The 20,165-nt window shown below is 64.6% G+C and carries 7 protein-coding genes; all 7 read left to right on the top strand.

Going from position 1 to position 20,165, the window contains the following annotated elements:
- Positions 1-51: 51 nt before the first annotated feature.
- The 7 genes from PCO31010_RS25335 (at position 52) to PCO31010_RS25305 (ending at position 19,906) form a co-directional block, all read left to right on the top strand.
- Positions 52-1,860 (top strand): putative porin, encoded by a 1,809-nt coding sequence (locus tag PCO31010_RS25335; protein ID WP_174985187.1) that lies wholly within the window; start codon positions 52-54, stop codon positions 1,858-1,860.
- Between the two features lie 9 nt (positions 1,861-1,869).
- The gene (locus PCO31010_RS25330; RefSeq protein WP_174985184.1) at positions 1,870-2,670 is read left to right on the top strand and encodes a coiled-coil domain-containing protein; all 801 of its coding nucleotides are present in this window, start codon (positions 1,870-1,872) and stop codon (positions 2,668-2,670) included.
- 102 nt (positions 2,671-2,772) lie between these two features.
- A complete protein-coding gene (locus PCO31010_RS25325; RefSeq protein ID WP_150666690.1) occupies positions 2,773-3,372 on the top strand; it encodes a YbjN domain-containing protein in 600 nt (199 codons plus the stop codon).
- 233 nt (positions 3,373-3,605) lie between these two features.
- Positions 3,606-4,307, top strand: coding sequence for an STN domain-containing protein (locus PCO31010_RS25320; RefSeq protein ID WP_150666689.1), 702 nt, complete (start codon positions 3,606-3,608; stop codon positions 4,305-4,307).
- Positions 4,308-4,823, top strand: a complete 516-nt coding sequence (locus PCO31010_RS25315) for an RNA polymerase sigma factor (RefSeq protein WP_150666688.1) — start codon at positions 4,308-4,310, stop codon at positions 4,821-4,823.
- A gap of 76 nt (positions 4,824-4,899) precedes the next feature.
- Positions 4,900-5,949 (top strand): FecR family protein, encoded by a 1,050-nt coding sequence (locus tag PCO31010_RS25310; RefSeq protein WP_174985181.1) that lies wholly within the window; start codon positions 4,900-4,902, stop codon positions 5,947-5,949.
- A 268-nt stretch (positions 5,950-6,217) separates the two neighbouring features.
- Entirely contained in the window at positions 6,218-19,906 is a 13,689-nt protein-coding gene (locus tag PCO31010_RS25305; protein ID WP_174985178.1) for a filamentous haemagglutinin family protein, read from the top strand.
- Positions 19,907-20,165: the final 259 nt, after the last annotated feature.

Genomic DNA, 20,165 nt, shown 5'->3' with positions numbered 1-20,165 from the left:
GTCGACCGGGCTGAAGCAGACCATCCTTTTTACGCAAACGTCACACACAAAATGAAAGCACTGGAACGTATGACTGACGGGGGCGCGCGCCGAGGGGCACCCCGTCGCGCCGCCGGTACGGCGGGCGCTGTCGCACTGGCGCTCGCACTGCTGGGCACCGCCGGACTCGCGCAGGCGCAAGCCCAGGCCACACCGCAAGAGACCGCGATGGTCAAGCTCATTCGCGGCCTGATCAAGAGCGGCGCCATCGACCGCGCCACCGGCGAAGCGCTGCTCGCACAGGCTGAGACCGAAGCGTATGCGGCGTCGCAAGCGGCGCAGAAGCAAGCGGCTGCCGCCCCGGCAGGCGCTGCCGTGGCAGGGGCTGCGGGTGCAGGCTGGGCCGGTGCCGAGCCGGGCGACGTGCGCATCCCGTACATCTCCCAGACCACGCGCGACCAGATTCGCGACGAGGTGAAGAACGAAGTCATGGCGCAAGCCAAGACCGAAGGCTGGGCCGCCCCGAACGAAACGCCGGAGTGGACCAAGCGCATTCACATCGAAGGCGACTTCCGTCTGCGTAACGAATCGCGCTTCTACTCCAGCAGCAACACGAACACGCAGATCGACTGGGCTCAGATCAACAAGGGCAACGGCTTCGACGTCAACTCGAACACCAACCTCGCGCTCCCGCCGCTGCTCAACACCACGCAGAACCGGACCAACCAGTTCCGTGCGCGCGCACGCTTCGGCATCTTCGCCGACGTGTCGGAGCAGGTGAAGGCCGGTGTGCGTCTGGCAAGCAGCAACGACGACAGTCCGGTCTCGACCAACAGCACGTTGGGCGGCGGTCTGAACAAGAAGAGCGTCTGGCTCGACCAGATGTGGATGTCGTATCAGCCGTTCACGTGGATGAAGGTGACCGGCGGTCGCTTTGCGCCGCCGTACGTCACGAGCGACATGCTGTTCTCGAGCGACCTGAACATCGACGGTATCGCCGCACAGTTCAACAAGGCGCTGCCGACGAACCCGAACGTCGAACTGTTCGGTTCGCTGGGCTTCATCCCGCTGGAATACTCGGGCGACAACTCGCCGTCGAACAGCCAGAGCAAGATGTCGAGCCAGACGAAGTGGATGCTCGGCACGCAGTTCGGCGCGAACTGGAAGCTCGACTCGAAGAACAGCTTCCGCGGCGCGGTCGGCTACTTCGACTTCCGCAACATTACGGGGCAGCTGTCGTCGCCGTGTGCGCTGTACGCGGGGCAGACGAGCTGCGATTCGGACTGGTCGCGTCCGGCGTTCATGCAGAAGGGCAACACGCTCATGCTGCTGCGTAACATCGCGCTCAACCCGCTCGATCCGGCCAACACGGCGCAGCCGCAATACGTCGGTTACGCCTCGAAGTTCCAGTTGCTCGATCTGTCGGCGCGCTGGGATACGGTGCTCGCAGGCCGCTACCCGCTGCGCTTCGACGTGAACTACATCCGCAACCTGGCCTACAACGAGGGCGAGATGTGGGCGCGCTCGAACGGCGGCATCGTGAACAACTTCGCGGCGGGCACGGCCACGCGCGCGAACTTCAAGAGCGGCCCGAACGCTTACATGTTCCAGGCCACCTTCGGCAAGCCGGTCATGGCTGCGCGCGGCGACTGGAACGTGCTGTTCGGCTACAAGCGTATCGAGCCGGATGCCGTGCCCGATGCCTACAACGATTCGACGTTCCACGGCGGCGGTACGAACGCGAAGGGTTACTACCTGGGCGGCTCGTACGCATTCGACAAGAACGCCTGGATTACGGGCCGCTGGTTGTCGACGAAGGAAGTCTACGGTCAGCCGTTGTCGATCGACACGCTGCAAATCGAAGTCAACGCCCGATTCTAAGGAGGTGTCATGAGCCAACAGCCCTCGCGCACGGTGTCGCGTCTGACCTCGGGCGCCAAGGTCACCGCAGCGGCCATGCTGCTCGCCGTGAGCTCGGTCGCGCTGGCGCAGACGCCGCAGGGCGCGCCGACGATGGAAGAGCGTTTGCGCACGCAACTACGCACGACGACGGATCAGCTTCAGCAGGCGAAGAACGAACTCGCGGCGCTCAAGGCCGGTGGTGCAACCGCCGGTACTGCGGGCAAGGCCAGCAAGGACTCGCCCGAAGCACTGCGCAAGCAACTGGACGACGCGCAGCAGCAGTTGGCGGCGGAGCGTCAGTCGCGTGAGCGTCTGGCGCAGGACGCCCGCGCCTCGCAATCGGAAGTGAAGACGATTGCCGACAAGGCGAACACGCAGATCTCGCAGTATCGCAACGCTTACGACGAACTGCTCAAGCTCGCGCGTCAGGCCGATGCGCAGCGCAAGCAGCTTGCCGAGGAGACGGCCGCACAACGGGCCGCGCTCAAGCTTGCGCAGGAGAAGAACGATCGTCTGTACGCCGTCGGTCAGGAAATCCTGACGGCCTACGAGACGATGGATGTGGCGACGATCGTGGCGGCACGCCAGCCGTTCGCCGCACAGGCGCGCGTGAAGTACGAGCAGATCGCCCAGCAGTACGGCGACAAGCTCTACGAGGGCAAGTTCGACGAGCAGCAAGCGATGGCTGCCGCGTCGGCCAAACCTGCCCCGCAAGCGGAACTGGCAGTACAGCCCGCCCCGTCGGCTCAGACTGACGCGGCAGCATCGGCTGCTCAGGCCTCGAAGTAAGACGGCGTGACGGGGCGAGCGCAGCGGACCCCGTCACGCTTTTGCAACGCGTAATCAGAACGCAGTATCAGATATCAAAAACGGACGTTGAGGACCACTGGCATGAACGAAGAGAACACGATGCAACAAGACAACCACGACGCAGCACAAGCAGCCGCGCCGGTGACGTCAAACGAGTCATCCCCCCTGGACGTCATCACCTTCATGACGTCCGCACAGGTGGCCGATGCGATTCGTGCCGCCGGTTGCGCCGTCTCGGTTCAGCAAGACGATCTGGTGACGCGTCTGCACAGCGCCAGCCACGGCATTGGCTATCAGGTGCACTGGGGCAATCAGGCGGGCGTCGATCAGTATCTGGATCTCACGCTGAGCTGCCCGCTGCGCATTCAGGGCGGTGATCTGCCTGAAGGACTTATCAACGAATGGCATCGTTCGCGCCGCTTCGCGCGCGTGGCCGCGCACGGCGAATTCCTCGTGCTGGAGATGGACGTGTTCGTCGCGGGCGGCGTCACGTCGGAGTTCCTGCGCTTCTCGATGCGTCTGTGGGTCGAAATGATGGGACAGTTTTTCCTGCATCTGCGTAACTTCACGCAGCAGGCGACCGGTCAGGCCGCCGCACCGCGTGACGACCTGGCTACGCCGGGCGACGCCCTCGCCGGTGTCGATGCCGCAGAGTCGCAGGCACCGATGACGCTCAACTGAAGCGTCGCCGCGCGGCGCATCAAGCGCGTTTTCCTCTCGAGCCTGGGGACCTCCCCGCGCGGCAGTATCACGTCCAGCGGACGACTGGTTGGCCCGTAGCGCGCTTACTACCCCGTGGGCGCGTTACGGGTTTTTTTCTTTGAGAAGGCAATCCTGCGCATTGTCAAAGCATCGTCACAATCGGACACGAGAATTGTCAGGAATTCTTACAAATCATTAGTGGATCAACGGGGATGCGGAAATCGCCCGCCGGGGTGAGTTGGCTGGCTGGCGTATTAGCGCTTGGGTGGCTCGCGTGTCTGCTGTTCGGTCCGGCCGCCATTGCCCGGACGACTGCCTCTGAGGCGCAGTCGTTCGATATCCCGGAGCTCCCCTTGAAGGACGCGCTCGCCCGCTTCGACGCGCTCACGCGCATGTCTGTCTTTTACCCGTCTTCGCTGGTGGAGGGCCGTCGTTCGCATGCTGTGTCCGGTATCCACGCCCCGCATGAGGCGCTTGACGAGCTGCTCTCCGGCACCGGTGTGACGGCGGAGCTGACGGCAGAGAACGCGTTCGTGCTGGCACCGGTGAATTCACCGGTCTTGCAAGATGCGCAGCGTGGCGAGGCGGGCGTTGCTGCGAGCTACCACGGGACGTTGCAGAACGTTGTGCTGCGCGCCCTGTGTGCGCCACCGTCTCTCTCGCCCGGCGATTATCGTCTGGCAATGACGGTGCAGGTCGGTGCGAATGCGCGGGTCAGCCGGGTGCGTCTGCTCGATACCACCGGGGATGCACGCCGGGACACGGCCATTGTGCAACGGTTGCAGGGGCTCGACGTCGGCCGCGTGCCTGCGGATACGACGCGCCCCTTCGTCATGTTGCTGTTGCCTGCGGGGTGTCGCACCGGTCATGTCGCGTGTGTGCAGTCGCCGTGTCAGGCGATGACGGAGCACTAGATGGTCGACACACCGCGCGCCTTCCTGCGTGACCTGCTCGCGCAGCGTTACGAAGATCTCAAACGCAAACTGACCTGGCGGCTGGGTTCCGCCGAGCTGGCGAGCGACGCCCTGCACGACACGTGGGTGCATCTCGACGACCGTGCCGACCGGCAGAGCGACGTGAAGAGTCCGGGCGCGTATCTCATGCGCATCGCCATGAACATGGCGTTCGACCGCGTGCAGCGCGAACGTCGTTACATGAGCGACGATGAAATCGACGCGCTCATGACCGAATTCGTCGATCCGACGCCGGGGCCCGCACAGACCATCGAAGCGCGCGACGATATCGCCACGCTCGAACGTCTGCTGGCCGATCTGCCGCCGCGCCGTCGCGCGATCTTTATCGCGGTGCGCGTCCATGAAATGTCGAACGAAGACGTGGCACGCCGCTTCGGCGTGTCGCCGCGTCTCGTCGGTCTTGAACTCAAGCGTGCGCACGAATACTGCATGGCGCATATGCCGAGGTCCGAATGAACCGGGGATTGCCGATGGCGCGGGGCAAAACCGTCTCAGCAAAGGAGACCTTCCGTCTCATGCGAGAGGTGACGCCATGATGTCCCGACCCGATACCCCGTTGCCGCACAAGCGGCGTCTCGATGCCGCCGAGCGGCAGGCGATGAGCTGGGTGCGACGTATGGCGTCCGGCGAAATGACGCACGCCGATGGCGACGCGCTGCGCGAATGGGCGCGGCGCGATCCGAAGCACGCGCAGGCGCTGGCAAACGCACAGCGTCAGTGGAAGCAACTGACGCAGGCGGCGCAGCAATCGGCGGCGGCTGGGGCGACGGTTGCTGCGTGCCCGGCTCCGTTGCGCAAAGCCAAATCGAAGGCGAAAGCTGAACGGAAGACCGAAGGGGGTTTCGATCCGCGCCGCCGCTGGATCCTTGCGGGCACGGCAGGCGCATTCGCTACGGCCGCCGGTGTGGCCGTCATCGGTGGGCCGCTCGGGTTGCTGCCCAGTGCGGCATCCATTCACGCCGACTACAGCACCGGGACCGGCGAACAGCGCACGGTCGCGCTGGCAGGCGACGTCTCCGTCGAAATGAACACGCGTACGAGCGTGGCGCTTCGTACTGGGGGCGCTGCGGCCGGTACGCCGGGCATCGACCTGCTGAGCGGCGAAGCGGCCGTAGACACAACGCTGGCGTCGCGCCCGTTCGAAATCGTGGCGGGCGCAGGACGCACGATTGCGCACCACGCACGTGTCGAAGTGCGCAACGTGGCCGACAAGGTCTGCGTGACCTGCATCGAAGGCGCGGCGGATGTGGTGCATACCGCCGGGCGTGTCACGCTGCGCGCCCGTCAACAACTCGTGTACGACGCGCACAGTCTGCAATCGCTGGTCAATGTCGACGCCAACGCCATGCCCGAATGGCGCGACGGCTATCTGCGATTTGCCGAGGTGCCGTTGGGCGATGTGATCGAAGAGATCAACCGTTACCGTCCGGGGAAAGTCGTACTCCTGAACGACAAGATCGCCGCGCGTCCGGTGACCGGACGCTTTGCGATCCGCTCGCTCGACGTGGCGCTCGGTCAGATCGAGCATTCACTCAGTCTGTCGGCGCGCACGTTGCCCGGTGGCATCGTGTTGCTCGGTTGATTGGCGCGGATCCCCTAAGCCAATGCAGTCTCCGAACGCCGCGAGTTGGCCGTTCGTCGTGACGGTTCGGTCATGTCACGAAAGATTCAAATAAATCCTTGCCGATTGGCCTGCGTCGAAGGGTCTTAGTCCCGAGAGCGTCAAGTGTTCCTTTCGCATTCCTATGCATGGGACGTTTGGACGAAAACCTGCCAGAGGCTGTCCGCTGGCGTTGTCGCGAGACACCGCCCCACAGCCGCACCAGACGACAGACGGGATTGAAACCATCATGCGTAAGCGCGTAGCTTCTTCTTCGCCCTCCGTGCCCTCCTTGCCACTGCGCGTGCTGCGCATCCGCCCGCTTGCGCAAGCAGTCGCGGTGTTCGCCGCGAGTAGCGCCATGATCGGCGCAGCCCACGCGCAGCAGGCGTTCAGCAGTGCATGGTTCGCCGCACGCGGTGCTGCGCAGACTACAGCGGCGCAAACGGGACGTTTGCCGAACGGCATGCCCGTCTCGTCGCTGCAAAACCCGGGTGAGCAGCAGCAGCGCGCCAATCAGGCTTTGCAGAACTCCATCGCCAATCTCGCCACCGCAGCACAAGGTATCGCGGCGATGCAGGCCGCGCAGATGGCGGCGCGTCAGGCGGCCGCTGCGTCTCCGGAAACGATTCCCGACGGTCTTGCCGAAGGCGGCCTGAAGGTCGACACGAATAGCCTCACGGCGGGCTGGATCAACGCCAAGAAGGACATCGCGCAAACGCGCGACGCCGCTGGCAACACCAACGTCAAGATCGAGCAGACGGGCGAGAAGGCCATTCTGAACTGGGAGACGTTCAACGTCGGGCGTCGCACGACGGTCGAGTTCGCGCAGCAACCGGGTTGGGCGGTGCTCAACCGCGTGAACGACCCGAACGCTCGCCCGAGCCAGATTCAGGGCCAGATCAAGGCGGATGGCACGGTCGTGATCGTCAACCGCAACGGCATTCAGTTCACGGGCACGGCGCAAGTCGATACGCGCAATCTCGTCGCGGCTGCCGTGGGCATGACGAACGACCAGTTCAATCGCGGCATCTACGGCGCGGCACTCGCAGGCGCGACGGTGCCGACGTTCGCCAACGACCTGACTGTCACCGGTTCGGGCTTCTCGCATACCGGCGCGACGGCCAATGTGGTCGTCGATGCAGGTGCACGAATCGGCACGCGCAATCCGCAGTCGGTGACAGAAGGCGGCGGCTATGTGCTGCTGCTGGGTCGCGAAGCGCATAACCGGGGCACGATCGTCACGCCTTCGGGCCAGACGGTGATTGCGGGCGGCGACGCGTTCGTTATCCGTCGCGGTATGGGCACCGACGGCAATCCTAATTCCAGCACGCGCGGCAACGAAGTCACGCCGGGCCTCCTCGCGGGATCGACGGCCGGACGCGTCAGCAACAGTGGTCTGATCCTGTCGACGCTGGGCGACATCACGCTCACCGGCCGTCAAGTCGATCAAAGTGGCGTGCTGGTGTCGAGCACCTCCGTGAACACGCGCGGCACGATCCATCTGACGGCGAGCGGCGACGCAAACGCACAGGTGAAGGTCGCGCCGGGCGCAGTGAGCGCCATCCTGCTCGACACGGCAGGTGACACGGCGCTCGATGTGCAGCGCTCGTCGCTGCTTGCAGACACTGCCAAGGTCGCTGAATCCGGGCTGTACAACCGTCGCGATCAGTCGCTGGTGCAGGTCGTCTCGTCGGGCGACGTACTTTTCGACAGCGACTCGCTCACGCTAGCCAACGGCGGGCAGATCAACGTGGCGGCGACGCGTCGGATGGTCGCGATGGAGCGTGCCAAGCTCGACGTGTCGGGCGCGGTCGGCGTGCAGGTGGCGATGGCGTCGAACAACCTCGAAATCAGCGTGCAGGGCAACGAGCAACGCGATGCGCCGACCAATCGCGATTCCGCACTGCTCAACAACCAGACGCTCTTCATCGACCGTCGCTATCTGGTACGCGTGCCAGCGGGTACGCAAGGCTTCACGACCGATCGTTGGTACACCGCGGGCGGTCTGCTCGAAGTCAGCGGCTATCTGAACACGGCGCAACACGGTATCGGCGAGTGGGCCGCACAGGGTGGAACGGTGCAATTGGGCGGCGCAGAGGTCGTCACGCGCGCCGGTTCGCTGATCAATCTCGCGGGCGGCACGCTCGACGTGCAGACCGGCATGATCCGTCAGAGCTGGCTGCGTGGCGATGACGGGCAACTCTATCGTGCTGACAATGCGCCGGGCGATTTGCGCTATCTGGGTGTGTATCGCGGTTTCGAAGTCGCTCACACCCGATGGGGTAAAGGCACCACGGAGTCATTCGCCACGCCATTCATCGCGCCGGGCGAACGCCTGGAGAACGGCTACACCGTCGGACGCGATGCGGGGCGTCTGGTCGTCTCCAGTCTGTCGGCCGTGCTTGAGGGCGACGTCGATACGTCCGTCTATCAAGGGCCGCGCCAGACGCTGGCCGCCGACCGGGGACTCTACGACGGTTATCTGCAATCTCAACTGGCTGCACCGCGCGCCGGACAGTTCATCGTTGGGCGGATCACGCCCTATTACGACGACGTAGCGCTCGCCTTGCGCGACAGTCCGTCGGCGCTCGTTCGTACTATCGACGTCGGGTCGGTGCTGGCGTTGGCGGCCGACATCGCACTCGATGCGGCGATCGATCCGAAGCGCGCAGGCAAGATCTCGCTCGACGCCGACTGGATCAATCGTCAGAACTTCGGTGCCGTGAAGCTGATGGCGACCGAGCGATTGACGCTGGGCGGTGACCTTCGTGTTGCCGATGGTGGTGACGTCGGCCTGCATGCCACGCGCGTGGAACTCAACGCTAACGTGACGGCGCGCGGCGGGGTTATCGCCGCAGGCAACATCCTGAATCAGATGCTCACGATCACCAGCAACGGTGTCTGGACCGACATGCCTGTCGCAGACACCGCTGTCATCGGCGGTGAGCAGTACGTCAAGGTGGCGGGCGGCGCGACGCTCGACGCACGTGGCCTGTGGAGCCGGGCGGACGACGGCGAAGCGGGCATTCACGGCCTGCCGTACGTCAACGGCGGCAGTGTGCAGCTCTCCAGTTCGGGCGACGTGAGGTTGCTGCCGGGGAGTGTCGTCGATGTGTCGTCGGGCGCAGCGTTGTTGTCGAACGGCGCGGTGCGTGGTGGCAAGGGCGGCAGCGTCTCGCTGCTGGCCAGCCAGTACGACCTCGACGGCAAGCGGCATGGTGAGTTGCAGGTCGACGGCACGTTGCGCGCCCATGGTGTGAACGGCGGCGGCACGCTCAAGGTCGACACGGGCAACGGCGTGCTCATCGGCGGTGCGGGGCTTCAGACGGAGGGATGGCTCGCTGCCGGTGAGTCGTTGCCGATTAACGTCATGCTGCTGGAGGACTATACGATCAAGGCGGGCACCATCGCGCCGGTCGACTACAAGCAGACGATCTCACGCGTGATGCCGGGGCAGACGCTCACTACAGCACCGGCGATCACCGCCGACGCGCCGGTGACGCTCGCCGCCGACTGGACGGTGCCTGCAGGGGCGTCGGGCACCTTCTTCGCTTACGCACCGAGTGGCCGCTCCTATAGTTCGGGGCAGGTCGTGCCTGCGGCCACCGTTATCGTGCGCACGTTCGGCACCGTCGCGCCGGACTATGTGCTTCCGGGTAACGTCTTCCCGCAGGGCATCCCTGTCGTGCCGTACAACGTAGTCGCCAAGGCAGGCACGCCGCTGCCGTTCGACGTGACGCTGACTAAAGGGGATGTCGTCCCCGTCGGGCTGACCGTGACTAAGAAGGTGCGGGTGGCGTCGCCTACGGTCTTGAGTGCGGATCTCTTCTCTACGGGTTTCGCGCGCTACGACGTCACGGGTCAACTGGGCGTGTCTGTGGCCGACAATGCACATCTGAACGTCGTGATGCCGGTGCTGTATGCGGACAAGCAGGCCGCGCAGGACGCCGCGAGCGGCAGCGATCCGTCTCGCGTATTGCGCACGTATCTCCCGCCGGTCTGGCAGAGCGACGCCGCGAAGGGCACCGTCACGCAACGCGGCGGTGCCGATCTCGCGCTCAACGCGGGGACGGTCTACAAGCGCGCGCCGCTGGTCGTGGCCGAAGGTGCGCGCATCGACGTCGATCCGGGGCGCAGCATCGCGCTGACGGGCAACGATCAGATCACCTTGCTCGGCGGGTTGTACGCGGCCTCGGGGACGGTCGGTCTGTTGCGCGGCGCGTTCGGCACGGGCAATGACGTCGATCGCCCCGACGGCGCGTTCACGGCGCGCTCGATCTGGCTCGGCAGCCATTCCGTGATCGATGTGGCGGCCCGACCGTTTGTGGCGCAGGACGCGTCCGGCGCATACAACGGCCGGGTGGCCGCTGGCGGCACGATCCAGATCGGCGCAAAGTACGCGCCCGGAGCGACCAAGGTCGACGCCGCAGACGCTTTCGTCATCGTGCGCCCCGGAGCGAAGCTCGATGCGTCGGGCGCGTCGGCAGACGTCGACGTACCGGGTCAGGGCCGCACGCATGTGACGAGCAACGGCGGCGTGATTTCGCTGGCCTCGGCACGGGGCCTGTATCTCGACGGTGAGATGATCGCCGCGTCGGGGGGCGCGGGCGCTGCGGGCGGCACGCTGAATCTGGTGCTTGAGACGCTGGCGTACGCCCCTGTCGACCGCCTCACACTCAAGGGTGCCGCCGTGGAAGACGCGGTTCGCGTCGCCCACGAGATGGTCGTTGCACAAACGCAGGGTCCGAGCACGCTGTCGGACACCCTGACGGCGGGCGCAGTCGGTGGCGGGCTCGCGATGGGGACTGCTCGCATCGGCGTGGATCGCGTCAAGGCCGGTGGCTTCGACAATCTGGCGCTGCTCGCCAACGGCATGATCGACTTCGACGGCAGCGTCGACCTGTCGCTGGGACAAAGCGTGCGACTGACGGCCAATTCCTTCGGTCTGGCAGCGAACGCGACCCCGGGAAGCGTGGTGAAGATTGCGGCGCCGTATGTGCAACTGGCCGGGGCCACGCGTGCGCAGGGCGAAAACGAGATCATGCCCAATGCGGTCGTGGGCTCGAAGAATCAGGGGCAGGGTGGCGGTGCGCTCGGATTACCAGCGCAGGACCGCAACGCAAAGTTCGAGGTCGATGCATCGATCATCGATCTGTCGGGTCCGATGCAATTCGGCACAGCGGGGACCATCGAGACGAACACTGCACCGATCGAAGTCCGCCGACTCGCGTTTGGCGATGTCGCGTTGCGCAGCCGTGGCGACCTGCGGCTTCTCGACAAGACGACGTTCTACGTTCCGGGCGATCTGACGCTTGCCGCCGCTCAGATCTACCCTGTCTCCGAAGCCACCGCGACCATTGTCGTGGGGCAGCGCACGTATGTGAACGAACAGTGGCAGACGAACGAAATCCGATTCGACCCTGAGCGCAAGTTGACCATCGAGCGCGTGGGCGACGCGCTACCTGCACAACCCTATTCGCTCTTTGGCAATCTGATGCTCGCCGCGCCGAATATCTTGCAGGGCGGGGTGTTGCGCGCCCCGATGGGCTCCATCACGTTCGGCACCGCCAGTAACCTTCAGACCATTGGTTTGCTGCGTTTGCTGCCGGGCAGTGTCACGTCGGTGAGTGCGGCCGGGCTGACGATGCCCTTTGGTGGCTCGCTCGACGGCCTGAGCTATCTCAATGCCGGTGCCGACGCGAAATTCGCGCTGGCAGGCGCAGGGCCGACGATTGCTGTGTATGCGCACTCGGTAGGCGTGGATGATGGCGCGGTCATCGATCTGTCGGGCGGTGGCGAGATTCGCGGCGCGGCGTTCCTTAGCGGACGCGGCGGCTCGATCGACGCGCGCCTCTCGCCGCTCATGCAGGTGGTGCAGACGGGCAACAAGGCTAGCTTCACGCTGCCGTCCCTGTCGTCCAATCCGGTCTACGCCATCGTTCCCGGTGCACAGTCGGGCTACGCGCCCATCGTGAGCGACAACGGCGCGGGCGCACCGCTCATCGGTCAGCAGATCACTATCGGCAACGGTGTGCCGGGACTGCCTGCCGGAACCTACACGCTGCTGCCGTCGACATTCGCACTGCTGCCTGGCGCGTACCGCGTGGAGTTACAACCGGGGACGACGGCACCGGCGGGTCTCACGCCGCTCGCGATGCGCAACGGCTCGCTCGCGCTTTCGGCACAGTTGAGCGTGAACGACACCGGCATTCGCAGCGCCGCGCCTACGCGGGCTGTGCTCACGTCCGCAGACACGTTGCGTAAGTACTCGCAGTACAACGAGATGAGCTACGCCGATTTCGCACGGGCGGCGTCGGCCCGCGATGGTGTTCCCCGCTCGCTGATCGAGGCGGATGCCAAGCGTCTCGACTTATATTTCCTGCCGCACTCCTACCTGGGCGCAATCGACGGACTTCCGTCGCTGCGTTTCGAAGGTCACGCCGACGTCACGCATGGAAAGGACGGTTACGGTGCCAGCGTTCTCGTCAGTTCGCCGTCCGGCGCTAGCTTCGAAATTCTCGGCGCGAATGCCAGGCCAACGGTGGGCGATATCGGCTTGGTATCGCTCTATGCCAACGACTTGAACGCCATCGGTGCGGCGCGACTGGCGATCGGTGCGCTGCCCGAAGTGCTCAAGGGCACGGGAGGCACGCTGGGGGCCGCCACGGCATCGTTCGATGTCAATGGTCGCGGCAATGTGTACGACGTGGTGCTGCGCGGCGGCGCGGTCTTGCGCGCGGGTGAGGTGTTCATCGTGACACGCTCACCGACCCGCGGTATCACCATCGAGCAGGGCAGCGGCATCAACACGCTCGGCTATGGCATGCAGATGTGGGATGCGTCGAACGGCTACACCTACGCACCGGGCACGTCCGGTGTGCTGGCCGTGTCCAACGGTCGGATTGCGATGCTCGCGCCGACGCCGACAACGGCTACCGACTCGTTTGGTTCGGGCTACATCGACCTAGGGGTCTGCACGGCGGGCGCTGCGTGCAGCGGCGAATCGCTGCTGCTATCCGAGGGCTCCATCGCGGTAGCGACGGATAAGCGCTTCACGATCACCGATGCCGTGCGCTACGGCACGCGTCAACTATCGCTCTCCGTCGGGCGGGTGAACGTGGGCGAGCAGGCTTCACTCGACGCGCTGGCGGCATCCGGGAAGCTTGCGCAGGGGCTGACGCTGAATCAACCGGTGCTGTCGCGTCTGCTGCGCGGTGACACGGTGTACGGCGCACCGGCGCTGGAGAGCCTGTCGCTCATCGCCCGCGATTCGATCAACTTCTACGATTCCGTCGAACTGTCCACCATCGACGCGACCACCGGCAAGTCGACCATCGATACGCTCGTGCTCGGCACCCCTGCGATCTTCGGCTACGGGTCGAGCGATGCGCTGGCGCGTATTCGCACGGATCGTCTGGTCTGGACCGGCTCGAAGGCCCCGGCGAGCAGTGTGGTCGCCGGTGGCGCGGGAACCGGCAGCGGTCGGTTAGCGATTGAGGCACGCGAGATCGAGTTCGGTTTTGGGCCGGCCACGCAGCCCGACGTCAACAACGCCATGAACCGTCTGGCGGTCGGGTTCTCGACGGTCGAGCTCAAGGCGAGCGAACGTGTCACGGCCAATCAGAAGGGCAGCCTGTCCGTCTATCGCTCACAAGACGGCTGGAACGACCAGACGCACGCCTACGACTACAGCGGCGGCGATATCGTCATCGATACGCCGATCCTCACGGGGGCGGCGGGTTCGGTCAATCGCTTCAATGCGGGCGGGAACATCACGGTCGCCAATGCAAGCGCACGGGCGAAGTCAGCGGTTGGCAATGACCAACTGGTCGCCGCCCTCGGGGCGGAAGTCGGGCTGAAGTCCGGCGGCGCGACGTACATCGATACCAATGTCGTGCTGCCGAGCGGTCGCCTGCGGGTGGACGCGGCCGGTGATGTCACGCTCAGAGATGGCGCGCAACTCGATCTCGCAGGACGCAAGCTCCAGTTCTTCGACGCGACGAAATACAGCTGGGGCGGCGACGTGCTGCTTTCCAGCGAGCAAGGCAACGTGCGTCAGGCGGGTGGGTCGGTCATCGATCTGTCGGCTGTCGAGAACCGTGCAGGCAAGTTGTCCGTGACGGCAGTGGGCGCGACCGGCGGGGACGTCTCGCTCGCAGGTAAGTTGCTCGGCAGCGCGACCGGCATGTACGACGCAGGCGGCACGCTGGTCCCGTTCAGCGCGGGCGGTATCGATGTGCGGGCACAGCGCATCGATGGCTTCACGGCATTGAATTCACGTTTGAGCGAAGGGGGCGTGTTCGGTAGCCGCAGCTTCCAGATCAAGCAAGGCGATCTCGTCGTCGGCGACGAACTCAAGGCACGCGAAATTACGCTGTCGGTCGACGGCGGGCGGCTCGATATCGCCGGGCGGGTCGATGCGAGCGGCAAGCAGGTGGGGAGCATCCGATTGTCGGCGCGTGACGGTGTCAACGTCGGCGGCAATGCAACGCTTGACGCACATAGCACCACGCTCCGGCTGGATAGCTACGGTAAGCCTATCGAGGCTTCGAACCGCGCTATTGTCGAAATCAACGGCGGTGACGGGCGGGTTGTGCTGGCCGATGGCGCGCGCATCGATGTACGTGCCGGGACGAATGGCACGCCGCTCAACGTCGGCACCGTCGAGATCAGCGCCAAACGTCTGGGGCCGAATGGCGCGGGTAGTGCGACCGGTAACGACATTGCCATCGATGCGGGCGGCAACGTCGTGATCGATGGTGCACGTTCGATTACCGTCAACGGCATGCAGCGGGATGCCAATGCGCGTCCGGGCACCGACGTTTCGGTCGACGGCCGACCGTATCAGATCATCGATCAGGATTATCTCGACACGCTGCACGGACAGAACGAGACGTTCATGTCCAACGCGCTGGCCAACGGCGCACTGCTCACGCGACTGGCGGGCCTGCGTCGCTATACGGCCGCCTTCCATCTGCGACCGGGCGTCGAGATCGTGAGTGCCACGCCTGAGGGCGATCTGCACATCGATGGCGACATCGACATGTCGCGCTATCGCTACGCGAGTCTGAATCCGAACACGCAGAAGACCGGTGTGTACGGCAGCGGCGAAGCCGGGGCGCTGACCATTCGTGCGGGCGGCAACCTCGAAGTGTTCGGCAGCGTGAACGACGGCTTCGACACGAGCAAGCTGACTGCGACGTCTTCGGACAACAAGGGATGGGTGCTCACCAGCGGCAAGGCGGGTTGGGGCGGTGACGCCGTCGTGCCCGTGGGCGGTCTGGTCACACTTGCGGCAGGGACGACGTTCCCGGCAGAGCGACAACTCAATTACGACATCTCGATCGAAGCCAGCACGCTCCCGAGCGGCACGCGTCTGCCAAGGCAGGCGACGTTGACGGCCGATCTGACCTTCCCCGCAGGCACGGTGCTGGGCGGCGCGGTGCGCGATGCGTCCGGCAACGTGGTGTACGCGGCGGGTTCGGTACTCACGTCAAGCGTGACGCTCACTCGCGACATGAAGCTGGACGCAGGCGTGCTGCTGCCCGGCGACGCATCGGTCGCCGCGATGATCTGGCCCGCAGGCAAGGTGCTGCCCACGACCTTTGTGCTGGCCAGCGATCTGGCGATGAAGAAGGGCGCGATCATTCCGGCAGAAACGACCGTCAAGCTGCCGAACGATGCGACGTTCGTCAACGTGCGCCCCGCCGATGCCGACGGAATTCAGGGACAACTGCTGGCGCTCGCGCCGATGCTGCAGCCGGGATCGGCCGCTTGGTCGATGCGGCTGGTCGCTGGTGCGGACCTTGCTGCCGCTGATCCGCGTGCACTGCGCGCGTCTGCTGCGAACGGTCATCTGGCGCTCTCGGATACGCATTACGGGATGGGGGAAAAGTCAGTGAAAATCCCGGGCACGGGAACAGTCGGTGTGTATCGCTGGGGAAGTGATGCATCGTGGTATTTCGGTACGACTCCCGGGGATCCGATTACGGCGCAGGAGCTCGCGGACTACGGTATCAATTCCGACGCCGATGCGGACTTCTGGAACACGATGGGCGACATGATTCAGATCGTCACACCGGGAATTCCTGCGCAGTTCGAACTGAAAGCCAGCCCGGCGCGTGAGCCGATTTTCAGTGTGGTGCGCACCGGCACGGGCGATCTCGATATGCTCGCGGGCGGAAACTTCACCATGAACTCGCCGTACGGTGTCTATACGGCCGGTACGCAATCGCGAGATGTGGCGGCCGCCTACAACCTGGCCCGCTCCAAGGTGAAAAACGCAACGGTGCTGGGGCCAGACGGCGGCGAGTTCGAGAAGTTCGTCGACGGCAAGGCGCAGAGCCTGTATTCGGCGTGGTATCCGGAGCACGGTGGCAACCTCTTCGTGCGCGCGCAGGGCGACATTCGTGGCGATACGATCGGCACGTCCGATAGCTACCGACGCCCGAATGCGACGGGGTTCGGCGACCCGCGTCAGGTCACCGATTCGGGCAATGTCGGTAGCTGGTTGTGGCGACAAGGCTCCGGTTCCGTGATTCAGACGGACGGTGTGCCGACCGCATGGTGGGTGAACTTCGGAACTTACACGGCGGGCAAACAGAGCGGTTCCGACGTGTTCGGTACGGCACCTTTCCTGCAGGGCTTTACCGGGCTTGGAACGCTCGGCGGTGGCAACGTCGTGCTTGAGGCGGGCGGCAACGCGGGCATGCTCGAATCGCGGATGGGGCCGGGCAATACCGAAGGCCCACGTGCGCTGGCGCGAAGCGAGGGGCTGAACGTCTCTGTGGCCAGTACCGGTCGTGTCTCGGCCGATGGCTCGCAGATCGTACTCACCGGTGGGGGCGATCTCGACGTGCGTATCGGCGGCGGCCTGAATCCGGTGCGCGAAGTTCGCGCCGTCGCGCCGACCAATAACCCGATTACCGATCTGTCCACATGGCGTATCGGCAATCTTGCACTGAACGGCACGTTCACCAACCTGCGCGGCGCGACACGCGTCGAAGCCGGAGCACTGGGCGGGTTCGACGCCATCTTTGGCGGCACCGACATAAGCGAGTCGCGCGCTCGCGACCCCTATGTCGCCGAACGCGGCATCGGGACCGGTGGACCATCGCTCGTGCTGGGCGACTCGACGGCCCGTATCGACACGCGTGGCGATCTGGTAATCGGCGGTTACGGCGACGCCACGCGCACGCAACAGCGCACCAATGGCACGCCGTTCTCCGTGAACGGCACCTCCTATAGCGGCGAGGGCATCAGTTGGTTCACGCTCTGGACGCCCTCGACTGCCATCGATCTGTTCAGCGCGGGCGGGAATTTGGTGCCGATCACGACGTTGGGGGACAACGGCCGTGTGGGGATGAACTATTCGGCGACAGACGGGCGCTTCGTGTTGCCCGCCACGTTGCGTGCTGTGGCGGCCAATGGGAGCATCTACAACGGTTACTCGGCGACGGGGATCCTCGGCGAAGATTCGTATCCGTCCCGTGGCGACACACCGGTATTGTTGGCACCTGAGCCGGTCAGTTCCCTGTTCAAGGTCGCTACCGACGGTGGCGCGCTGGAGATGATCGCAGGTAAGTCGTTGTACAGCTCCGGCTACGCGATCAGTCGCTCGGCGGCGGATCCGACAGCATTGCCCACTGCGCAGAATCCGGCGTTCGCGGGCGGGGTGCTCGCCACCTGGTTCGGTCTTAAGTTCCTGACCAACGTTCGGCAAGATGCGCTGGCGCCCGGGTTCATGCTGCTTGCCTACAGTCAGGATTCGCTCGATCGTTTCCCGATGTTCAGCCTGACGCCGGCGACCGTCTCAGGGTACGACTTCAGCGGCATCTCGCCCGCACGTTTCTATGCGCTGACCGGCGATATCGTGGGACTTCAGACCGGCGGTATCAACTATCGCGGAACCGTGGTGCCGCAACCGGGTACGGAGGCGAACTGGTACGAGGGCAACGGCGCAGTCGCCATCCGGGCGGGCAGAGACATCGTCAACTCGGGCACACCGCTTGGAACGTTCCTGTCGACTAACGGCAATTTCGCAGGCTGGTACACCATTCCGGACTTTCAGGATCCGGTGAACAATCCGGGCAGGCCGCAACCGAGAAGCAATGCAACGGCACGGGGCAACCTGATCGTGCAGAACTCGCCGGACGACATTTCCGTCGTCTCGGCCGGACGCGATATCCGATATAGCTCGTTCTACGTGGCCGGTCCGGGCTTGCTCGAAGTGACGGCCGGACGCGACATTCTCATGGGCGACAAGGCCGAGCTGCGCAGCCTCGGGGCGCTGACCAACGTCACGTCGGGTGACCGGAGCAGCGGTGCCGGGATTGCCGTGGCGGCGGGCGTCGGTCCGAAGGGGCTCGACGGTATCGACTTCAAGGCGTTCGCTGCTCGTTATCTGGATCCGGCGAATCTGGCCGAAGCGGGGCGTCCGTTCGCCGATCAGCCAGGTAAGGCAGTCGTCGTGTATGGCGGCGAGATGACGTTGAGCGGCTGGCTGAAGCAGGAGTTTGGTTATGCGGACGATGCGAGCCGTGCCGAGGCCTATCTCGTCAACAAACAGGCCGAACTCGATGCCGCGAGCAAAGCGGCGGGCGGTGCCGGGGCTGTTGCCAAGCGCGATCTGCGAAATGAATATCAGCAGCAAAGCAATCTGTATCTCGTGAACTGGTTGACCCGACGTTTTGGCGACGCATCGGTGCGCTATGGTCAGAGCGTTCGTTTCGATGCGGCGTCGATGGACGCGCGTCAGTTCTTCGACGCGCTTGCGCCCGAGCAACAGCGTGCCTATCTCCGGGACGTCTATTTCGCCGAACTGCGTGCGTCGGGCCGGGAGTACAACGACGCGAGCGGCCCGCGCGCGGGCAGCTATTTGCGCGGTCGGGAAGCCATTGCGACCTTGTTCCCGACGACCGATGCGACGGGCGCGGCACGGCAGTACGACGGCGATCTGACGATGTACAGTAGCGCGGCGTATTTCCTCCAGAACATGAATCGTTTGTCGACGACGCGTCCGCAGGCCGGCGTTAAGTATTTGACGCAGGCTCAGTGGATTGCGCGTGGAAGTCCGGCGACGGGCGTGCCGCACTACGAAGTGCAGGATGCCGGGATTCATACGGACTTTGGTGGCGGCGTGAGCGTACTCACGCCAGGCGGGCGGACGCTCGTCGGCGTGGACGGCGGGTTCGTCCCGGAAGAAGGGTCGGGGATTCTGACGCAGGGCAGGGGCAACGTCGAACTGTATTCGCTCGATAGCATTCTGCTGGGACAGAGCCGTATTTTCACGACGTTCGGCGGCCACATCCTGGCGTGGTCGGCGCAAGGCGATATCAACGCTGGTCGCGGCTCGAAGTCCACCGTCGTCTATACCCCGCAACGCCGGGTGTATGACGGGCTCGGCATTGTTTCGCTCTCGCCGACGACGCCGAACACGGGCGCTGGCATTGCGACGCTGGCGCCGATCCCGGAGGTACCGCCGGGCGACATCGACCTGATCGCCCCGCTGGGAACGGTCGACGCGGGCGAAGCCGGGATTCGGGTGTCGGGTAATGTGAACGTTGCGGCATTGCGTGTGATGAATGCCGAGAACATTCAGGTGCAAGGCAAATCGGTGGGTATCCCGACGGTCGCTGCGGTCAACGTCGGTGCGCTGACGAATGCGAGCGCCACGGCGGCGCAAGCGGCGTCCGCCGCTCAGGAGGCGATGGCTCGCGATCGGGCGGCATCGAGGCAGAATCAGTCGTCCATCTTTAGCGTGCGCATGCTGGATGCCGGGGCGCAGACAGACAGCACGGGTAAGCCGCGTGCGGATACCGGCAAGATGTTCCGCTACGATCCGGCGTCGCCCGTGCAGGTGGTTGGTCAGATGAATCTGTCCGAGTCCCAGTTACAGGCGCTGACCCCGACGGAACGGAAGAACTTGATGCGTTGATCGTTCTTGATGAGGAGAAGGACCGACCGCTCTCTATATATAGGGAGAGCGGCCGGTCCTCTTCGTTTGGGCGGTGGCTGGCGCGTGGACACGCAAGATTCCCACGATCGTAAAAATAATTTCACAAAGGACTTGCGCTCGTTCGTGAACGTCATTAATATTCCGTCTCTCGCAACGACGGGGACGCAGCGAAAGCAGCGACGAGGTTGAAGCGACGGGCTAGAAAGCCCGGTGGTTAGTGGTTTTGGAGCTTGTGAGT

It is taken from the genome of Pandoraea commovens (assembly GCF_902459615.1).
In the GTDB taxonomy this organism is placed as follows: domain Bacteria; phylum Pseudomonadota; class Gammaproteobacteria; order Burkholderiales; family Burkholderiaceae; genus Pandoraea; species Pandoraea commovens.
Note: the sequence above shows the minus strand (reverse complement) of the source record. Positions and strands in the feature narration are given on the sequence as shown.

Excerpts from the sequence above, each read along its gene's own strand:
- PCO31010_RS25310 (WP_174985181.1), top strand. The coding sequence starts at position 4,900 with ATGATGTCCCGACCCGATACCCCGTTGCCGCACAAGCGGCGTCTCGAT.
- PCO31010_RS25305 (WP_174985178.1), top strand. The coding sequence starts at position 6,218 with ATGCGTAAGCGCGTAGCTTCTTCTTCGCCCTCCGTGCCCTCCTTGCCA.
- PCO31010_RS25320 (WP_150666689.1), top strand. The coding sequence starts at position 3,606 with ATGCGGAAATCGCCCGCCGGGGTGAGTTGGCTGGCTGGCGTATTAGCG.
- PCO31010_RS25325 (WP_150666690.1), top strand. The coding sequence starts at position 2,773 with ATGAACGAAGAGAACACGATGCAACAAGACAACCACGACGCAGCACAA.
- PCO31010_RS25315 (WP_150666688.1), top strand. The coding sequence starts at position 4,308 with ATGGTCGACACACCGCGCGCCTTCCTGCGTGACCTGCTCGCGCAGCGT.
- PCO31010_RS25335 (WP_174985187.1), top strand. The coding sequence starts at position 52 with ATGAAAGCACTGGAACGTATGACTGACGGGGGCGCGCGCCGAGGGGCA.
- PCO31010_RS25330 (WP_174985184.1), top strand. The coding sequence starts at position 1,870 with ATGAGCCAACAGCCCTCGCGCACGGTGTCGCGTCTGACCTCGGGCGCC.